Source organism: Leifsonia sp. NPDC058248 (assembly GCF_042881905.1).
Classification (GTDB): Bacteria; Actinomycetota; Actinomycetes; order Actinomycetales; family Microbacteriaceae; genus Leifsonia.
This window is the reverse complement of the sequence record NZ_JBHVXB010000009.1, coordinates 78,427-94,410: the sequence shown is the minus strand read 5'-3', so window position 1 is coordinate 94,410 and position 15,984 is coordinate 78,427. Positions and strand designations below refer to the sequence as shown.

Annotated in this window: 15 protein-coding genes; 9 read left to right on the top strand and 6 right to left on the bottom strand. The window is 69.7% G+C overall.

Annotated elements, in window-relative coordinates; all coding sequences use genetic code 11:
* Nucleotides 1-1,161: a TDP-N-acetylfucosamine:lipid II N-acetylfucosaminyltransferase gene (locus ACFVV5_RS15240; RefSeq protein WP_387245773.1), complete on the top strand. Its 1,161-nt coding sequence runs from the start codon at nucleotides 1-3 to the stop codon at nucleotides 1,159-1,161.
* 20 nt (nucleotides 1,162-1,181) lie between these two features.
* Here ACFVV5_RS15240 and ACFVV5_RS15235 read toward each other — a convergent pair whose 3' ends face one another.
* Nucleotides 1,182-2,609, bottom strand: a complete 1,428-nt coding sequence (locus ACFVV5_RS15235; RefSeq protein WP_387245771.1) for an MFS transporter — start codon at nucleotides 2,607-2,609, stop codon at nucleotides 1,182-1,184.
* A 279-nt stretch (nucleotides 2,610-2,888) separates the two neighbouring features.
* Between ACFVV5_RS15235 and ACFVV5_RS15230 the strand changes: the two genes are divergently transcribed.
* Nucleotides 2,889-4,322, top strand: coding sequence for a protein kinase (locus ACFVV5_RS15230; protein ID WP_387245769.1), 1,434 nt, complete (start codon nucleotides 2,889-2,891; stop codon nucleotides 4,320-4,322).
* Nucleotides 4,323-4,349: 27 nt separating this feature from the next.
* On the opposite strand, the gene ACFVV5_RS15225 is transcribed toward ACFVV5_RS15230, so the two are convergent.
* Both ACFVV5_RS15225 and ACFVV5_RS15220 read right to left on the bottom strand, forming a co-directional pair.
* The gene (locus ACFVV5_RS15225) at nucleotides 4,350-5,228 is read right to left on the bottom strand and encodes a hypothetical protein (RefSeq protein WP_387245767.1); all 879 of its coding nucleotides are present in this window, start codon (nucleotides 5,226-5,228) and stop codon (nucleotides 4,350-4,352) included.
* Between the two features lie 16 nt (nucleotides 5,229-5,244).
* The gene (locus ACFVV5_RS15220) at nucleotides 5,245-5,853 is read right to left on the bottom strand and encodes an NADPH-dependent F420 reductase (protein ID WP_387245766.1); all 609 of its coding nucleotides are present in this window, start codon (nucleotides 5,851-5,853) and stop codon (nucleotides 5,245-5,247) included.
* 94 nt (nucleotides 5,854-5,947) lie between these two features.
* Between ACFVV5_RS15220 and ACFVV5_RS15215 the strand changes: the two genes are divergently transcribed.
* Nucleotides 5,948-6,610, top strand: a complete 663-nt coding sequence (locus ACFVV5_RS15215; RefSeq protein WP_387245764.1) for a histidine phosphatase family protein — start codon at nucleotides 5,948-5,950, stop codon at nucleotides 6,608-6,610.
* Nucleotides 6,611-6,623: 13 nt separating this feature from the next.
* On the opposite strand, the gene ACFVV5_RS15210 is transcribed toward ACFVV5_RS15215, so the two are convergent.
* On the bottom strand, nucleotides 6,624-8,483 hold the full coding sequence (locus tag ACFVV5_RS15210) for a glycoside hydrolase family 15 protein (protein ID WP_387245762.1): 1,860 nt from the start codon (nucleotides 8,481-8,483) through the stop codon (nucleotides 6,624-6,626).
* 92 nt (nucleotides 8,484-8,575) lie between these two features.
* On the opposite strand from ACFVV5_RS15210, the gene ACFVV5_RS15205 reads away from it, so the two are divergent.
* Nucleotides 8,576-9,643, top strand: coding sequence for an NAD(P)H-dependent flavin oxidoreductase (locus ACFVV5_RS15205; protein WP_387245760.1), 1,068 nt, complete (start codon nucleotides 8,576-8,578; stop codon nucleotides 9,641-9,643).
* A gap of 16 nt (nucleotides 9,644-9,659) precedes the next feature.
* On the opposite strand, the gene ACFVV5_RS15200 is transcribed toward ACFVV5_RS15205, so the two are convergent.
* Entirely contained in the window at nucleotides 9,660-10,400 is a 741-nt protein-coding gene (locus ACFVV5_RS15200) for an SDR family NAD(P)-dependent oxidoreductase (RefSeq protein WP_387245758.1), read from the bottom strand.
* Between the two features lie 53 nt (nucleotides 10,401-10,453).
* Here ACFVV5_RS15200 and ACFVV5_RS15195 point away from each other — a divergent pair, with 53 nt between their 5' ends.
* Together ACFVV5_RS15195 and ACFVV5_RS15190 are read left to right on the top strand one after the other, a co-directional pair.
* Entirely contained in the window at nucleotides 10,454-11,026 is a 573-nt protein-coding gene (locus tag ACFVV5_RS15195) for a GIY-YIG nuclease family protein (RefSeq protein ID WP_387245756.1), read from the top strand.
* A 28-nt stretch (nucleotides 11,027-11,054) separates the two neighbouring features.
* Nucleotides 11,055-11,939 (top strand): AraC family transcriptional regulator, encoded by an 885-nt coding sequence (locus ACFVV5_RS15190; RefSeq protein ID WP_387245754.1) that lies wholly within the window; start codon nucleotides 11,055-11,057, stop codon nucleotides 11,937-11,939.
* On the opposite strand, the gene ACFVV5_RS15185 is transcribed toward ACFVV5_RS15190, so the two are convergent.
* On the bottom strand, nucleotides 11,922-13,205 hold the full coding sequence (locus ACFVV5_RS15185) for an MFS transporter (protein ID WP_387245752.1): 1,284 nt from the start codon (nucleotides 13,203-13,205) through the stop codon (nucleotides 11,922-11,924). The genes ACFVV5_RS15190 and ACFVV5_RS15185 overlap by 18 nt on opposite strands.
* Nucleotides 13,206-13,347: 142 nt before the next feature.
* Here ACFVV5_RS15185 and ACFVV5_RS15180 point away from each other — a divergent pair, with 142 nt between their 5' ends.
* From ACFVV5_RS15180 to ACFVV5_RS15170, 3 genes are all read left to right on the top strand, one after another.
* Complete coding sequence (locus ACFVV5_RS15180; RefSeq protein ID WP_387245750.1) at nucleotides 13,348-14,037, top strand: hypothetical protein; 690 nt, start codon at nucleotides 13,348-13,350, stop codon at nucleotides 14,035-14,037.
* Between the two features lie 73 nt (nucleotides 14,038-14,110).
* Nucleotides 14,111-14,689, top strand: a complete 579-nt coding sequence (locus ACFVV5_RS15175; RefSeq protein ID WP_387245748.1) for a DUF308 domain-containing protein — start codon at nucleotides 14,111-14,113, stop codon at nucleotides 14,687-14,689.
* Nucleotides 14,690-14,751: 62 nt separating this feature from the next.
* Nucleotides 14,752-15,864 (top strand): AI-2E family transporter, encoded by a 1,113-nt coding sequence (locus ACFVV5_RS15170; protein WP_387245746.1) that lies wholly within the window; start codon nucleotides 14,752-14,754, stop codon nucleotides 15,862-15,864.
* Nucleotides 15,865-15,984 lie beyond the last annotated feature (120 nt).

Sequence of the window (15,984 nt, the reverse complement as noted above, 5' to 3'; positions counted from 1 at the left end):
GTGCCGGCGCGACGACCGCTGAAGATCGTGCACATCGGGCCCGATTCACAGTTCCTCCAGTTCGCCGCGAACGTGTTCGAGTCGGTCGCGCCGGGAGCCAACGAGTACCTCGTCGTGGGGTCTTCAGACGACGAGACGCTGCGCCACCCCATTGCGCGCGGCGCAGTGCACGTGGTGTCGCCGTCCCGTCGCGGTGTCGTCGCCCTGCTCGCCCGGCGCCGGGAATGCGACCTCATCGTTGCGCATTCGATGACACCCCACGCTGCGGCGGCCTTCGCGCGCGCCCGTCCGCAAACCGTTACCGTCTGGAGCGGATTCGGCTTCGACTACTACGGGAATCACGAGCTGCTCGGGCCGCAGACGCGCGAGCTCGCAGCCGGCCTCGCCCAGACGGAGGCGGCAACGCGAGTGCCCCTGCGACGCGCGTTCGGCTCGGCCTGGTACCTGTTCGCGCGCCGGCTGACGCGCAGAGCGGCGGCGCGCGCGGACTACTTCTCGGCTCCCGTGCCGACCGACGAGCCCGTCTTCCGGTCGCAGTTCCCGCAGTTCCACGGGCAGTACAGCCAGCTCAACTATGCGAGTCTCGAAGAGACCTTCGCCACGGTCGGCGCCGATCGTGAGAAGGGCGGCGGGGTGCTGGTGGGCAACTCGGCGACTCCGAGCAACAACCACCTCGAGGCCTTCGAGCTGCTCGCCGGGCGTGACCTCGGGGGACGCCGGATCATCGTCCCCCTGAACTACGGCGACCCCACGTACCGGGACGCGATCGCCGAGCGGGGGACGCAGCTGTTCGGGGCCGCCTTCCTGCCTCTCATCGAGCGGATGCCCCTCGACGAGTACAACGAGCTCGTCGCCGGTTGCGACATCGTGATCATGAACCAGCGGCGGCAACAGGGGCTCGGCAACATCGGCACCGCCCTGTACGCGGGCGCGACCATCTTCCTCGACGACGCGAATCCCGTCTACGAGTTCCTCCGGCAGGCCGGAGCATCCGTGCGGTCGACGTCCGAGCTGCGATCGGCCGGCCCTCTCCCTCCACCCCTCAGCGACGACGAGCTCGCCGCCAACCACCGGTTCCTCGAGTCCTTCTGGGGTGCGGAGCGGGTCCGCGAGAACGTCGCCGCGCTGATCGGCAAGCTGGACGCTGTCACCACGGCCTGACGGCGACCCGCGGACGACGGTCAGGGCTGAGCCGCGGCCGTCGCCGGCTTCGGCGTGAGGGCCTGACGGCCCGGGAGGAAGCCCGCGACGATCGTGCCGATGATCGCGACCGCCACGAGCGGCGAGAGCGCGAGGACGTACTGGTCGTTCGGCCCGTGCACGTTGAGCACCAGCAGGGTGCCGACGATCGCCGTGCCGAAGCTCGACCCGAGGTTGGAGATGCTGCGCGACAGGCCGGAGATCTCCCCTTGCTGCTCCTCCGGGAAGGCCGACTGCACCAGGTTGACGCTCGGGGTGAGCATGACGCCGACACCGATCCCGATCGCGAGCAGCCCAGGGGCGAACGGCCAGGCGCCGGGGACGGCGCCCACGATGAGAAGCAGGATCAGGCCTGCACCGGTGATCAGGAAGCCGGTGATGATCAGACTTCGTTGAGCGAACCGCTTCACCAGCGCGCCCGCGGCGAGGGACGACCCCAGGATGCCGACGGTCGCGGCGCTGAAGATGACGCCGGTCTGGATCGCGTCGTAGCCGCGGACCACCTGCAGATGGCTCGCGACGAGCATCGACGTGCCCATCAGCAGCAGCCATTGCAGGTTCTGGGTGATCATCCCGAGGTTGGAGACGCGGTTGCGGAAGAGCTTGGTGGAGAGCAACGGCTCCTTGCCTGTCGCCTCCCTCCGCCGTACCCACCAGAAGAACAGTGCGATCACGGCGGCGCCGCCGATCATGAGCCCGAGGCACAGCCACAGGTTGTTGTCGGCGGCGAGGATGCCGAGCACGAACACGATCAGTCCGAACCCCGACAGGATCGCACCGACCACGTCATACGGGCGGTCCGGATCCGCCGGCCGCGGATCCTTGATCCGCACTGCCAGGATCAGGATGACCACGATGATGAGCGCCTGGAAGAGGAACGCGGCCCGCCAGCTGATGGCACTGCAGATCCAGCCGCCGATCAGGGGACCGGTCGCGGCGCCGACACCGCCCGCGGCACTCACGATCCCGAACGCCCGCGCTCGGTCGGCGATCCCCGTCCAGTACATGGTCACCAGGATGTAGACCGGAGGGATGAGGAGGGCCGTGCCTGCGCCCTCCAGGATCGAGTTCCCCAGAATGAGAAGGCCGATGCCGGGCGAGAGGGCGCTGACGACGGCGCCGACACCGTAGACGGCGAGCCCGAGGACGAAGCAGACCTTGCGCCCGAGCTGGTCGGTCAGCTTGCCGAACGGGATCATCAGCGCTGCCATCACGAGCAGGAAGAGCGTGATCGAGATCTGGATGCCGTGGACCGTGGTGTCGAGGTCGTGGCTCATGTCGTTGAGCATCACGTTCATGTTCGAGCCGGCGAAGGAGCAGATGAACTGCGCGAGCGCGAGCGGGAGCAGCGCCCACCATCCGGTCGCCGTCTTCGGCACGGCCGGCGCTGACATCGAATTCCCTGTCATGGCACTCCTCCTTCGGCCGCCTCCGCGCAGACGTCGCCACGATTCGATTCAGATCATGGGGTGTGTTCGGCGGGTGCGGCGAGCGGGTATGTGCAAAAAACTAGCGGCGCGTCGGAGGCGGGTCGTCATCCAGGAGGGATGATGTTCGCGCCCGGCCGGCCCGGCGCGCCATGCGCTGCTGCGGCCTATGCACCATACAGAGCCCCTGGTCAACCCCCAATTCTCAGCTTGGTGATTCTCACACGATCAGCGACACTGACAAACGAGAGATAGGTGACCATGGCCTTCGCCGTTGACGACGATGTCGTCTCCCAGGTATTCGCAGAGCGATACCGGCTTGACTCCGTCGTGGGACGCGGCGGAATGGCCACCGTGTACCGGGCCTACGACGAGGCGCTGGGGCGCACGGTGGCGGTCAAGCTCTACCACGCCGGTGTCGGAGAAGCCGGACATCAGGAGGGCGAGCTCCAGGTGCTCGCGAGCCTCGACCACCACGGTCTGGTCGCGATGATCGACGCGGGGGTCGCCCGCGACAGCAACGGCCGGACCCGTCGCTTCCTCGTGATGCCGATGGTGCACGGGAGCAATCTGCAGACGAGGCTCTTCGAGGCTCCCATCTCGGGGCGCCACATCGCCGAGATCGGCTATGACATGGCCGAGGTGCTGGAGTACGTGCATGCCCGGCGGGTCATCCACCGGGACATCAAGCCCTCGAACATCCTGCTCGTCGACTACGGCAACGGCTCCTCGCGGGCGCGCGCCAAACTCGCCGACTTCGGCATCGCGCTGTTCGACGACATCGAACGGATGACGGCCGAAGGCCAGACCACCGGCACCGCCGCCTACCTGAGCCCCGAACAGGCGAGCGGCGCCCCGGTGACCGCCGCCACCGACGTGTACTCGCTGGGGCTCGTGCTCCTCGAGTGCTTCACGCTGAAGAAGGAGTTCCCGGGCTCGATGGTGGAGTCCGCGGTCGCACGGCTCTCGCGCGATCCGCACATCCCCGGCGAGCTGCCGACCCGGTGGCGCGAGCTGCTCGGAGCGATGACCCGGCGGGATCCGGCCGCCCGCCCCGAAGGCCGAGAGCTGGTCTCGGCGCTGAAGCAGATCGTCATCGCCGAAAGCGGCCGCCACAAGGAGGCGGAGACCCTCTTTCCGGCGGGAGGTCCCGTCACCGTGGAGATCACGGCGCCGGATGCCCTCGACACCCTCCCGACGGAGGCGCTCCACCGGGCGACGGCGATGGCGGCCCGGATGCTCTCAGCGCCGATCTCGATCGTCAGCGTCGTCGACCACGACCGCACCTGGTTCACGTCGCACTACGGGGCCGAGGTCGCCCGCATCGCGCGGGAGGTCGACCTGTCCAAGGCGACCGTGCCCCAGGAGGAGCCCGTGATCGTCGAGGACGCGCGCAACGATCCCCGGGCCAAGGGAAGCCCGCTGGTCGAGGGGCCGCTCGCCGTGCGCTTCTACGTCGGCGTCCCGCTCAAACGCCAGGACGGCGAGACCATCGGCACCCTGTCAGTGCTGGACTTCGAGCCGGGGACGGCTTCGGCGTCCGACATCGCGAACCTCCAGGACCTCGCCGCGATCATCGTCGCCCAGCTCGAGCTCCGCCGCGAGGGCATGCGCAAGGCGGGGGAGAGCAGCGGGAGCATCCCGACGCCTGTGCCGGCTGCTCTCGTGCTGCGCGACACCGCGCTCAATCCCTGAGCGGAGCGGCGACCGCCCGCGTCGGGGTCAGGCCAGGCCGAGCTCGTTGCGCCAGTGCGCGAGGAACTCGGCGCCGGCGGTGTCGTGGATGGCGTCGCCGATCGTGATCACCTCGTAGGGGCGGTCCAGGATGCCGTCGGAGGGCCGCACGTCGACGTGGGCCACGTCGAAGCCGGCGTTGTGCACGAAGTCGGCCATCAGGTAGTCGCTGCGGGAGTCGCCGATGGAACGCCAGCGACGGGGCAGCTCGCCCCGTGCGGCGAAGTAGTCGAACGCGCGCTGGGCGCCCCGGTCCTTGTCGAGCAGCACCGACTCGATGTCGGTGGAGATGATCGTCGGGTCGATGCGGAAGGGGACACCGCCTGCGGCATCCGGTGCGCTGCGCTCGCCGTACCGCAGGCCGATCCCGAGGCCGGTCAGCAGGTCGAAGGCGGCGTCCTGGAAGCGGCCCTGCGCCTCGGCATAGGTCGCGGCGTCCACGTCGGTCCGCTGCTCCACCGAGATCATCGCGCGCTTGGTCTCGTCGAAGAACATCGTGTCGGCGAAGCGGTCGCGGACGAGCATCCGGATGCCGTCGACCGCGTCGGCGCCGAACGCCACCGTCTCGTCGACCGTCACCTCGCCCATCCCGTCGCCGGTGATCGCCGCCCAGGCGCCGCCCTTCTCGAACACGCCGAACATGCGCGCGCCGTGCTCCTCGAGTGCGTCGCCGAGGCCGGCATCGCAGAGCGGGGCGACCACCTGGTTGCGGATGAAGTCGCCCGAGCGGCCCGTGATGAACGCGATCGGCACGCCGGCGGCAGTCATCGCGACCAGGTCGGTGACGATGCTCCGGATGTTGATGGTGCGGGTGATCGGGCTGGCGATCGGCCCGTCGACGTCGAAGAGGAGTCCGAGATTGTGCACACCCCATTCTCCCGCGCTAGCTGACGACGGCGATCCCGTACGTCGTCGTGCCGAGGGCACGGCCGATGTCCATCGAGAGGAAGAAGTAGTGCTCGGTCGCCCGGGCGGTCGAGATGTCGCCGAGGTCGATGCGCGCCTTCGCGGGCCAGCCGAGGTCCTCGAGCAGGCCGGCGACCACCTTCTTGGCGTCCGGATCGTCGCCGGAGAGGAAGACGGCGGTCTGCGGGATCGCGCCCGGGTGGGCCATGAGCGGGGCGCTCACGGTGTTCAAGGTCTTGACGACTCTGGTCTGCGGGAACGCGGCCTGGAGGGCCGCCCCGAGGCCGGCGTTCGGGTAGAGCAGGTCGAAGGAGTCGCCGAGAGCGTTGCCGACGTCGATCAGCACCTTGCCGGCCAGAGCGGCGGCTCCGATCTCGCGCAGGATGGCGGGGGTGTCCCGGCCGGGAACGGCGGCGACGACCACGTCGGCGCCCTCGACGGAGGCCGTCGTCGTGAGCACCGGAACGGGCAGGCCCGGCCGATCGTCGGGGTCGCGTGATCCGAACACGACGTCGTGACCTGCAGCGACGAATCCTTCGGCCAGGGTGTTGCCGACCCGGCCGGTACCGATGATGGCGATCTTCATGTGAGGTCCTCCCGTCACAGCATGGCCCCAGCCGGACGAATGTCAACGCGCGATCGCCTGCGTTGTCACCCGACGGTCGTAGTCTGAGTGTCCTATGCGACTTCTCCTGATCCGCCACGGCCAGACCCCCGACAACGTCCGGGGCGCCCTGGGCACCAGCGTCCCGGGCCCGCGCCTGACCGCCCTGGGCCGCAAGCAGGCCAAAGCGCTGCCGCAGGCCCTGCACGACGAGCACATCGACGCGATCGCGATCAGCACGCTGGTGCGCACGAAGCTGACGGCGGCTCCCCTGGCCGCAGCGCTCTCTCTACACCCGCTGGTGTTCGACGGACTGCGGGAGATCGAGGCGGGGTCGCTCGAAGGCAAGAGCGACAAGTCGTCGGTGGGGACCTACCTGAGCACCTTCATCGCCTGGGCATCGGGAGACCTCGACGTGCGCATCCCGGGCGCGGAGGACGGCCACGGGTTCTTCGCGCGGTACGACGGCGCGATCGCGCAGGCGATGACCGCGGCCGGCGACGACGGCACGCTGGCCGTGGTGAGCCACGGGGCGGCGATCCGCACCTGGGTCGGCCTGAGGGCGGGCAACATCGACGCGGACTTCGCACGCGAGCACATGCTGTCGAACACCGGACTGGTCGTGGTCGAGGGCGACTTCGCGCTGGGCTGGCGGCTTCTCGAATGGGAGAGCGAGCCGATCGGCGGTGAGGCGCTGGCCGACCACGCCGTCGAAGATCCCACCGGCGAATCGTTCTGACCGTCGCTGGCAGCTAGCCGCGCCGCCGACCGCGCGCAGTCGCCTCATCCAGCCGGTCGTTCAAGGTGATCGCGGCGTCGATGAGAGCCAGGTGGGTGAACGCCTGGGGGAAGTTGCCGATCTGTTCGCCGGTCGGAGCGATCTCCTCCGAGAACAGGCCGAGGTGGTTCGAGTAGGTGAGCATCTTCTCGAAGGTGAGCCGTGCGTCATCCAGGCGGTCCGCACGCGCCAGTGCATCCACGTAGAAGAAGGTGCACAGCGAGAAGGTGCCCTCGGAGCCCTGGAGGCCGTCGGGTGAGGCGCTCGGGTTGTAGCGGTACACCAGGCTGTCGGAGACGAGTTCCTCCTCGATCGCCCGCAGCGTGTCCTGCCACATCGGGTCCTGGGGCGACACGAAGCCGACCTGCGTCATCTTCAGCAGGGACGCGTCGAGGACGGTCTCGCCGTATTGCTGCACGAACGCACGGCGCTCCTTGTTCCAGCCCTTCTCCATGATCTGGTTGTAGATCGCGTCGCGCTCCGTCATCCACCGCTCGATGGGCGCGGGCCGGCCGTACTGGGTCGCGAGCCGGATCGCACGGTCGAAGGCCACCCAGCACATCAGCCGGCCGTAGGTGAAGTCCTTGCGTCCGCCGCGGGTCTCCCAGATCCCCTCCTCGGGCTGGTCCCAGTGGTCGGCGAGCCAGTCGAGGATGCTGAGCAGGGCCTGCCACCCGGGCTGACCGATCTGGATGCCGCGGCTGTTGGCGTTGTACAGCGCCTCGAGGGCTTCGCCGTAGATGTCGAGCTGCAGTTGATCCGCCGCGCCGTTGCCGATCCGCACCGGGAACGAGCCGCGATAGCCTTCCCACCCGTCGAGGGTCTCCTCGGACAGGTTCGGGTCGCCGTCGATGCGATACATGATGTTCAACGGCCCGGTGTCGCTGTCCGTCTCCTCGGTCACCCGGTCGCGAAGCCAGAGGCCGAACGCCGTCGCCTCGTCGACGAAGCCCATCCGGACCAGGGTGTTGACGGAGAACGACGCATCGCGCACCCAGGTGTAGCGGTAGTCCCAGTTGCGCTCGCCGCCGATCTGCTCCGGCAGCCCGGCCGTCGGCGCCGCGACGAGGCCTCCGGTCGGCGCGTAGGTGAGGAGTTTGAGGGTGATCGCCGACCGCTCGAGCTCTTCGCGCCACCTCCCGGTGTACGTCGACTGACCCACCCAGTCCTGCCAGAAATGCGAGGTGCCGTCGAAGAGCCGCCCGGCGACATCACTCGACACGGCCTGAGGCGGCTTGCCGCTGCCCGTGCCGGTCTCGATGACGACGCCGCGCAGCTGCCCTTCCTTCAGGGCCACCGAGACGCGCAGGTCGCCGTCCGGCGTCGACTCGACGCGCCCCAGCCGCTCGTCCGACGGATCCCGGACGAGATTCGCCGTCATGGTGATGTCGGCCGCCGTGAAGACCGCGCCGTCGTCGGTGGCCGTCACCGTGTGGGTCTGCCGGCCGTAGTCGAATCGCGGAGCGACCTCGATGTCGAACTGCATCGAGCCGCGCACGCAGCGGAGCGCTCGCACCAGCCGGTGGCGGTCGCCGGCCCCGCCTTCGGCGATCGGCATGAAGTCGAGCACCTCGCCGACGCCGCCCTCGGTGAGGAACCGGGTGATCAGGATGGCCGTGTCGGGGAGGTACAGCTGCTTGGCGGTGTACGAGTCGTCGTGGGGCCGGATGCTGAAGTGACCGCCGTGCTCGGCATCCAGCAGCGAGCCGAAGATGCTCGGCGAGTCGAAGCGGGGGCTGCAGAACCAGTCGATCGTCCCATCCGTCGAGACGAGTGCCGCTGTTTGGAGGTCGCCGATCAGGCCGTGCTCTGCGATCAGTGGATAGTCGCTCATGTTGCTCGAATGTACGTCTCGGCGCGAGCGCAGGCGTCATCCCATTCGGATGATCCGTTGGAGGAGGATTGCCTCAGACGTGAGGAGTCGCAATGACCATGGATCTGGCAGAGCTTTTCGGGGTCGCCGCTCCCATCGTGCTCGGGCCCTTCGGCGGTCTCTCGTCGGTCGAGCTGACGGCCGGGGTGAGCGAGCAGGGCGGGCTCGGGTCGTACGGCCTGTACGGGTACGACGCGACGCGGATCGCGGAGACCGTCGACGCCATCCGGGAGCGCACGGGGAAGCCGTTCGCCCTCAACCTGTGGGTCGCGCACGACGAGGTCCAGCCGGGCGAGGTGACGCCTCAGCAGTTCGCGGCCTACGTCGCGGCGCTCGAACCGTTCTTCCGGGAGGTGGGAATGGAGCCGCCCGCGCAGCCGGAACGCTACCTGCCGTCGTTCGACGAGCAGCTGGAGGCCGTGCTCGACGCGCGCCCGGCGGTGGTGAGCTTCGTGTTCGGGATGCCGGCTCCCGCGTTCGTCGACGAGGCGAGGGCGCGCGGCATCATGGTGGTCGCAACGGCGACGACGGTGGAGGAGGCTCGGGCCCTGCAGGCGGGCGGGGCGGATGCGGTCGTCGCGACGGGCGCGGAGGCTGCGGGCCATCGGGTGTCGTTCCTGCGTCGAGCGGAGGACTCCCTGGTCGGCACCTTCCCGCTCGTGCCGCAGGTCGTTGACGCCGTGAGTGTTCCGGTGATCGCCGCCGGCGGCATCGCCGACCGGCGCGGGGTGCGGGCCGCCTTCGCGCTCGGCGCCGCCGGGGTGCAGGTGGGCACCGCCTTCCTGGTGACCCGGCAGTCCGCCATCAACGACGCCCACCGACGGGCCATCCAGGAGGCCCCGGCGCACGGCACCGTGCTCACGCGCGCGATGAGCGGGAGGCTGGCGCGGGGCATCCCGAACCGTGTGGTGCGGAGCATCGAGCAGAGCGGCGTGATCGCGCCGTTCCCGGTGCAGAACTGGCTGACGGGCCGGTTTCGTGCGGAGGCCACGAAGCAGGGTCTCGCGGACCTCCAGTCGCTGTGGACGGGACAGGCCGGCCCGCTCGCCCGCAGCACGGAGCTGACCGAGGTGTACGCCGAGCTCCGTTCGGGGCTGCCGACCGAGACGGGTGAGCGCTGAGCGTGCCCCTCACCGGTCAGCCCAGGTACTGCCCGCCGTTCACCGCGATGCGCTCGCCGGTGATGAACGCCGCCTTGTCGGAGACCAGGAACGCGACGGTCGCTGCGACGTCGGCGGGGATGCCCATCCGCTGAACAGCCTGCTGCCGCTGCCAGCCGGCCTCCACCTCGGGCGTGAGCGTGCCGTGCCGCTCGACCGGGATCCAGCCCGGCGCGACGAGATTGACGGTGATGCCGTACCGGCCGAGCTCGCGCGCCCAGCCGCGCGTGAGCCCGAGCATCGCACCCTTTCCGGCCATGTAGGCGGACCATCCGGGGTCGCCGCGCTCGAACAGGTCGGAGCCGATGTGGACGATCCGGCCGCCGCCCGCCGCCTTCATGCCGGGCAGCACCGCTTTGGCGAGCAGCAGCGGGCTCTTGGCGAAGAACTCGAGGTGGGGCAGCACGTCGGTCCAGGCGAGGTCTTCGAGGGGGATCTCGGGCTGCGGCCCGGACGCGTTCGCGACGACCGCGGTCACCGGGCCGAGGGATGCGGTAATCCGCGCCACGAGGCCGGCGACGGCGTCCTCGTCGGTGACGTCGGCAGCGAAGGCCGCGGCTTCTCCGCCCTGCGCGCGGATCGCATCCACGGTCGCCTGCGCCGACGGCTCAACGAGGTCGTTGACCGCCACCGTCCAGCCGTCGGCGGCCAGCGTGCGGGCGATCTCCGCCCCGAGGCCGCGGCCCGCCCCGGTGACGAGCGCGATTCGTTCTGCCATAGTCGCCGATCGTAGCGGCCCGTCCGTCGGACGTGGCGACTACCGTTTCCCGCATGGAACGCAGCGAGCAGTGCGGGGTCGTCCTCGACACCGGTGAGCGCTGCCCGCAACCGGCGGCTCCGGATGCTCCGATCGCGCTCTGCACCACGCATCTGCTCGCCGCTTACGACTGGGTCGTCCGCGACGTCGGCGTCACCGATCTCCTGCCGTCGCCGTGCCTGGCGTGCGGTTCCCGCCTCGGGGCGCGCTACCCGTCCGGCTGGTTATGCGCGATCTGCGAGTGGCGCGTCGGTGACATCCCCGACCCCGAGGTCGTCGACTCCCGAGTGGACGTCGTCTACTACATCCGGTTCCGCGACCGCATCAAGATCGGCACGTCGGCCAACCCGCGCCGGCGGCTGGCCAGCCTCCCGCACGACGAGGTGCTCGCGTTCGAGCAGGGCGGCCGGATGCTCGAGCACAAGCGCCACCTCCAGTTCGCCGCGTACCGCATCCCGCGGACCGAATGGTTCGAGCTCCACGACGCCCTCGCCGAGCACGTGGTGCAACTCAGCGCCGGCGTGGACGATCCGTGGGCCCAGTACGACTACTGGCGCAGTCGGCGGATCGCCCTCGGCCGGGAATGAGCGCCGTGGTCGCTTGGTTGCCCCTTCCATGAGCATGGCGGAGACGGTTCTCGGCACGGCGCTCGCCGATGACGACGGGCTGGAGCATGTGCTCGCCCGCCTGGAGTGGACGCTGCTCGACTTCCGCCGCCTCGAACTCCCGCGCGGCCGAGGCACCGACATCGCGGGCGGCCGCGTGCGTTTCCACTACGTGGTCTCCGGTACGGTCGAGGTGCAGGGCGCGATGTCGCCTGTCGTGCTCGAGGCCGGTGACTTCCTGCTGCTGCCGGGGGCCGGTGCCCACCGCATCCGGTCGCTCGACGACGCGCTCATCGCATCCGGTGAGCTGGACCTCGCTTCGCCGGCGGCCGATCCGCTCCTCGCGGCGCTGCCCGAGGTGCTGGTCGCGTGCGGTTTCCTCGTGCGCGAACCGCACATGGCCTCGCTGATCGACGGCCTGGCCCGCGAGTTCGGCGACGTGCGCGCCGGAACGACGGTGATGAGCAGCCGGATCGCGACGATCGTCGCTGCCGCCGCGGTGCGGTCATGGGTGGAGAACGGCTGCGCACCCGACCAGTGGCTCGTGACCGTGCGCGATCCGTACATCGCGCTGGCGATCGCGGCCATGCGCGACGATCCGGGCTGCGCCTGGACAGTCGAGAGCCTCGCCCGCGTCGCCCGCGCGTCGCGCTCGGCCTTCGCCGAACGGTTCCACGCGCTGGTGGGTGTGTCTCCGGCGCGCTACCTGGCGAGCATCCGGATGGAGCAGGCGAAGGACCTCCTCGTGCGCGACGGCCTGAATGTGGCCGAGACGGCACTGCGGCTGGGCTACGGCTCGGAGGCGGCGTTCAGCCGGGCGTTCCGGCGCCATGCCGGGTCGAGCCCCGCCACCTGGCGCCGCGAGGTCGCGCGCGCCTCAGTCGCCGGCCGCTAGAGCGTCGGTCGCTCGAGCGTCGGTCACGGGGGTTTCGTTCGCCGCCGCTCCCCGCGTCGACGTCCGCTTGCGCGCGAGCCCGAGCAGCACTCCGCCGAGCACAGCGGCGACACCGCCGGCGAGGAACGCGTCGGTCACCCCGGCGCCGTCCACGAGCAGTCCGCCGGCCGCCGCACCGAGGGCGATCGCCATCTGGAAGCTGGCCACGACGAGTCCGCCGGCCGCCTCCATCCGGTCGGGCTCGACGCGTGCCGCCCAGGTCTGCACCAGCGTCGGGACGCCGCCGAAAGCGAAGCCCCACACCGCCACGGCCGCGAAGGCGAGCGGCACGACGTTCGGAAGGAGCGCGAACACGGTGACTGCGACTCCGATGGTGACGGGCATCGCGACCAGGGCGAACCGCAGACGGCGGTCGGCCAGGATGCCCGCGGCGAGGTTGCCGAAGAATCCGCCGACGCCGTAGGCGGCGAGGATGATGGCCAGCCCACCGGCGTCGAGGCCCGGGATGTCCGCAGCACCGAGCCGGATGTAGGTGAAGCTCGCGAAATGGCCGCCCGCGAGCAGCGCGATGCCGGCCAGGCCGATGATCATGACCGGCGAACGAAGAGTCTCCAACAGGGTGCGCGGCCCGGAGACGGCGGCGGCCGCCACCTTCGGCAGGCAGATGATCTGCACGATCGCGGAGAGCACGGACACCGCGGCCACCAGGAGGAACACCGTGCGCCAGCCCCACAGCGAACCCAGGTAGGCGCCGAGTGGAACGGCCACGACGGTCGCGACCGAGACGCCGGTGTTGACGATCATCATCGCGCGACCCAGGTGCTGGGAGGCGACGAGCTGCGCCGACACGGCGAGAGCCATCGACCAGAAACCGGCGATCGCCACACCGAGCAGCAACCGGGCGACGACGAGCAGCCAGAACGAGGGCGCGACCGCCACGAGCAGGTTGGAGAACGCGGCGAGAAGGGCGAGACCGACCAGCAGGGTCCTCCGGTCGAGACGCGGGAAGAGCATCCCGACGGTCGGACCGGCGATCATGCCGACGAGCGCGGTCGCCGTGACGGCCTGACCCGCTGTGCCCTCGCTGACGTTCAGGCCGGAGGCGATCGGCGACAGCAGGCTGGCGGGAAGGAACTCGCTCGTCACCAGAGCGAAGACACCGATCATCAACGACACGACGCCCGCCCACGACGAGCGGCGGGCGGTCGAGGGGGACCCGGGGGAGGCCGGGCCCACGGCGGGCACGGATGCGGTGTCGATTGCCATGGTCCCAGCCTGGCCTGTCGCGCGGCGCCGCACCTGATCCATCGGCTCGCCGGGATGATCGATCGTCCGGGCCTGCGACAGTGCTCAGAGCATCCGGTGCGAGGTTCCCCAACGGGGAGCCCTTTGGTACTGTCGATCGGGTATGCAGCCCGGAACCCCCCACAACGCTCACGGCCGCCGTTCGGCGCGCCCTCGCGTAGCGACCCCGATCGTCGCCGTCCGGCTGCCCCTGCACAACCGGATCGCCCTCGGACTCACGGCCCTCGCGCTGATCGCGGGGCTCTCGATCGCGCCGACCCAGCGGGCGCAGGCGGCGAGCATCCCCGTGGACGAGCGCTCGGCCGGGCAGACCATGCAGGTGATCGGCGGGGTCAGCGCCCAGACCGTGGTCCGCGACGGCGCGAGTGCGACCGACGGCGTGCAGACGCTCACCAGCAACGGGACGAACGCCGACTGGGCCAAGCTCGTCCTCATGTTCGGCGGCTGGCCGCAGACGGAGCAGAACGTCACCGTGATGCTGCGCTGGATGCGCCAGGAGAACGGCCCGCCCGACTGGTGGAACCGCAACAACCCCCTCAACAACGGCTACGGCTCGGGCGGGGGAGCGGGACTCGGCAGCTACGCGAACCTCACCGACGCGGCGCGGTATGCGGCGGAGAACCTGCAGCGCGGCTACCCGGGGATCGTCGCCGGACTGGCGGCGGGGACCTCGGCCGACGTGACGGCTCAAGCGATCTGGGCCTCGCCGTGGGCTTCGAGCCATTACGGCAACGGAACGCACTGGAGCACGCGACCCGTCGAAGTGGTCACCGCGCCCGCGTCGGCCTGGTAGCGCGCCCGGCCTGCTGACGCGAATCCGGATGCTCGCGCGTGAACTCCGCGCGCCCGCGTCTCGTGTTCTCAACATGACCAGTCCTGCCGTACCTGTCTCGAGCCCCACCGACGTCGCGCGAGCGCTGCGCACCCTCTACCTCGTGAGAGCCGCCTTCTCGATCGTCTGGGTGATCCTCGTGCTCACCCTCACGTTCTCCGTGACCGTCGCCGGAGGCCTCACCCCGGCGGCGGCGATCCTGCTGGTGGTCTACCCGGCCTGGGACTTCGTCGCGACGCTCTGGGATCTGCGCGTCTCCGGACGATCCGGAAGCCGGCTCCCGCAGCTCGTCAACGCCGGGATCGACGCCGTCGCCGTGATCGCGATGGTCATCGCACTGTTCGCCGGCCTGCAGGCCGCCATCGTCGTCTTCGGCGCGTGGGCGCTCGTCTCCGGAGCCGTGCAGCTGACGGTCGCCCTGCGACGGCGGTCGATCGGCGGCCAATGGCCGATGCTGATCAGCGGCGGCCTCTCGGTGCTCGCCGGTCTGTCGTTCATCCTGATGGCGGGGTCGCCGAAGGCGGGCATCGTCACCTTCGCCGGATACTCCGCGTTCGGCGCCGTGTGGTACCTGGTGGCCGTGGCGACGCTGTCGAGAACACGTCGGCGTTAGCGCGAGGCCGCCGGGCGGCTTCGCACTAGGGTGAGCAGCATCCACGTTCTGGGGAGACGACGATGCGTTCATCCAAGCAGCCACCGCTCGCCGCGGCGCCGGCGGTCCAGGCTCCGGCGGCCAAGGCTCCCGCCTTCCGTGATCGCAGTCCGGTCCAGTGGGGGTACCTCGTCTCGCTCGGCGCGATCGGCGCCGTCGCCACGGGCTTCGCCCTCTACGGGCTGCGCTCCATCCTGTTCATGGTGTTCTTCGCGGCTTTCGCGACGGTCGGACTCGACCCGCTCATCCGGTGGTTCCAGCGCCACAGTTTCTCGCGCCCGTGGGCGATCGTCACCGTCATCCTGCTGATCGTCGGGGTGATGATCGCGATCGTCTGGGTGGTCGTGCCGCTGATCGTGAGCCAGATCACGTACCTGGTGCAGGTGATCCCGAAGGAGATCGCCGTCCTGAAGAGCGAGGGCTGGTTCGACTCGGCGAATCAGACCAGCAACGGCGTGCTCGGCGACGTCACCAACTGGATCGCGAAGGAGGCCGAAGACCCGAAGGTGTGGGCCGCGGTCGGGAGCGGCGTGCTCGGCTTCGGCCTGTCGGTGATCGACGCGGTCACGTCGGGATTCTTCGTGCTGATCCTGACGATCTACTTCATCGCCACCTACGACGCGACCAAGCAGGCCGCGTACAAGCTGGTGGCCGCCTCCCGCCGTCAGACGTTCATCAACTACTCCGAGCGCATCCTGCAGAACTTCGGCCGGTACTTGAGCGGGATGGTCATCCTGGCCTTCTTCAACGCGGTCTACAGCACGCTCCTGCTGCTTGTCACCGGGGTGCCTGCGGCGTTCCTCATCGGCATCGCGGCGTTCTTCATCACGCTCATCCCGCTGATCGGAACTGTACTGACCACGATCGCCATGACGATCCTGGCGTTGCTCCACTCGCCGGTGTCGGCGGTGATCGTGCTGATCTTCATGCTGATCTACATGCAGGTGGAGGCGTACATCCTCACCCCGAAGGTGATGGGCAAGGCCGTGCAGATCCCCGGCTCGGTCGTGCTGATCTCGGCGCTCGCCGGATCGACCCTCTTCGGGCTGGCGGGTGCGCTGGTCGCGATCCCGATCTCTGCAGGCGTCATCCTGATCATCCGGGAACTCGTGATGCCGCGCCAAGAGCTGCGCTAACGCGCGCCGCTGCGCTGACGCGCGCCGCTGCTCTCGAGCCCGGACTTGGGGGGGGGGAAAAACCCGTTTAGAGCCACCCAAACCGGTCGACAAAGGGGGGGGCGAGGGGTGCGCCGAGAA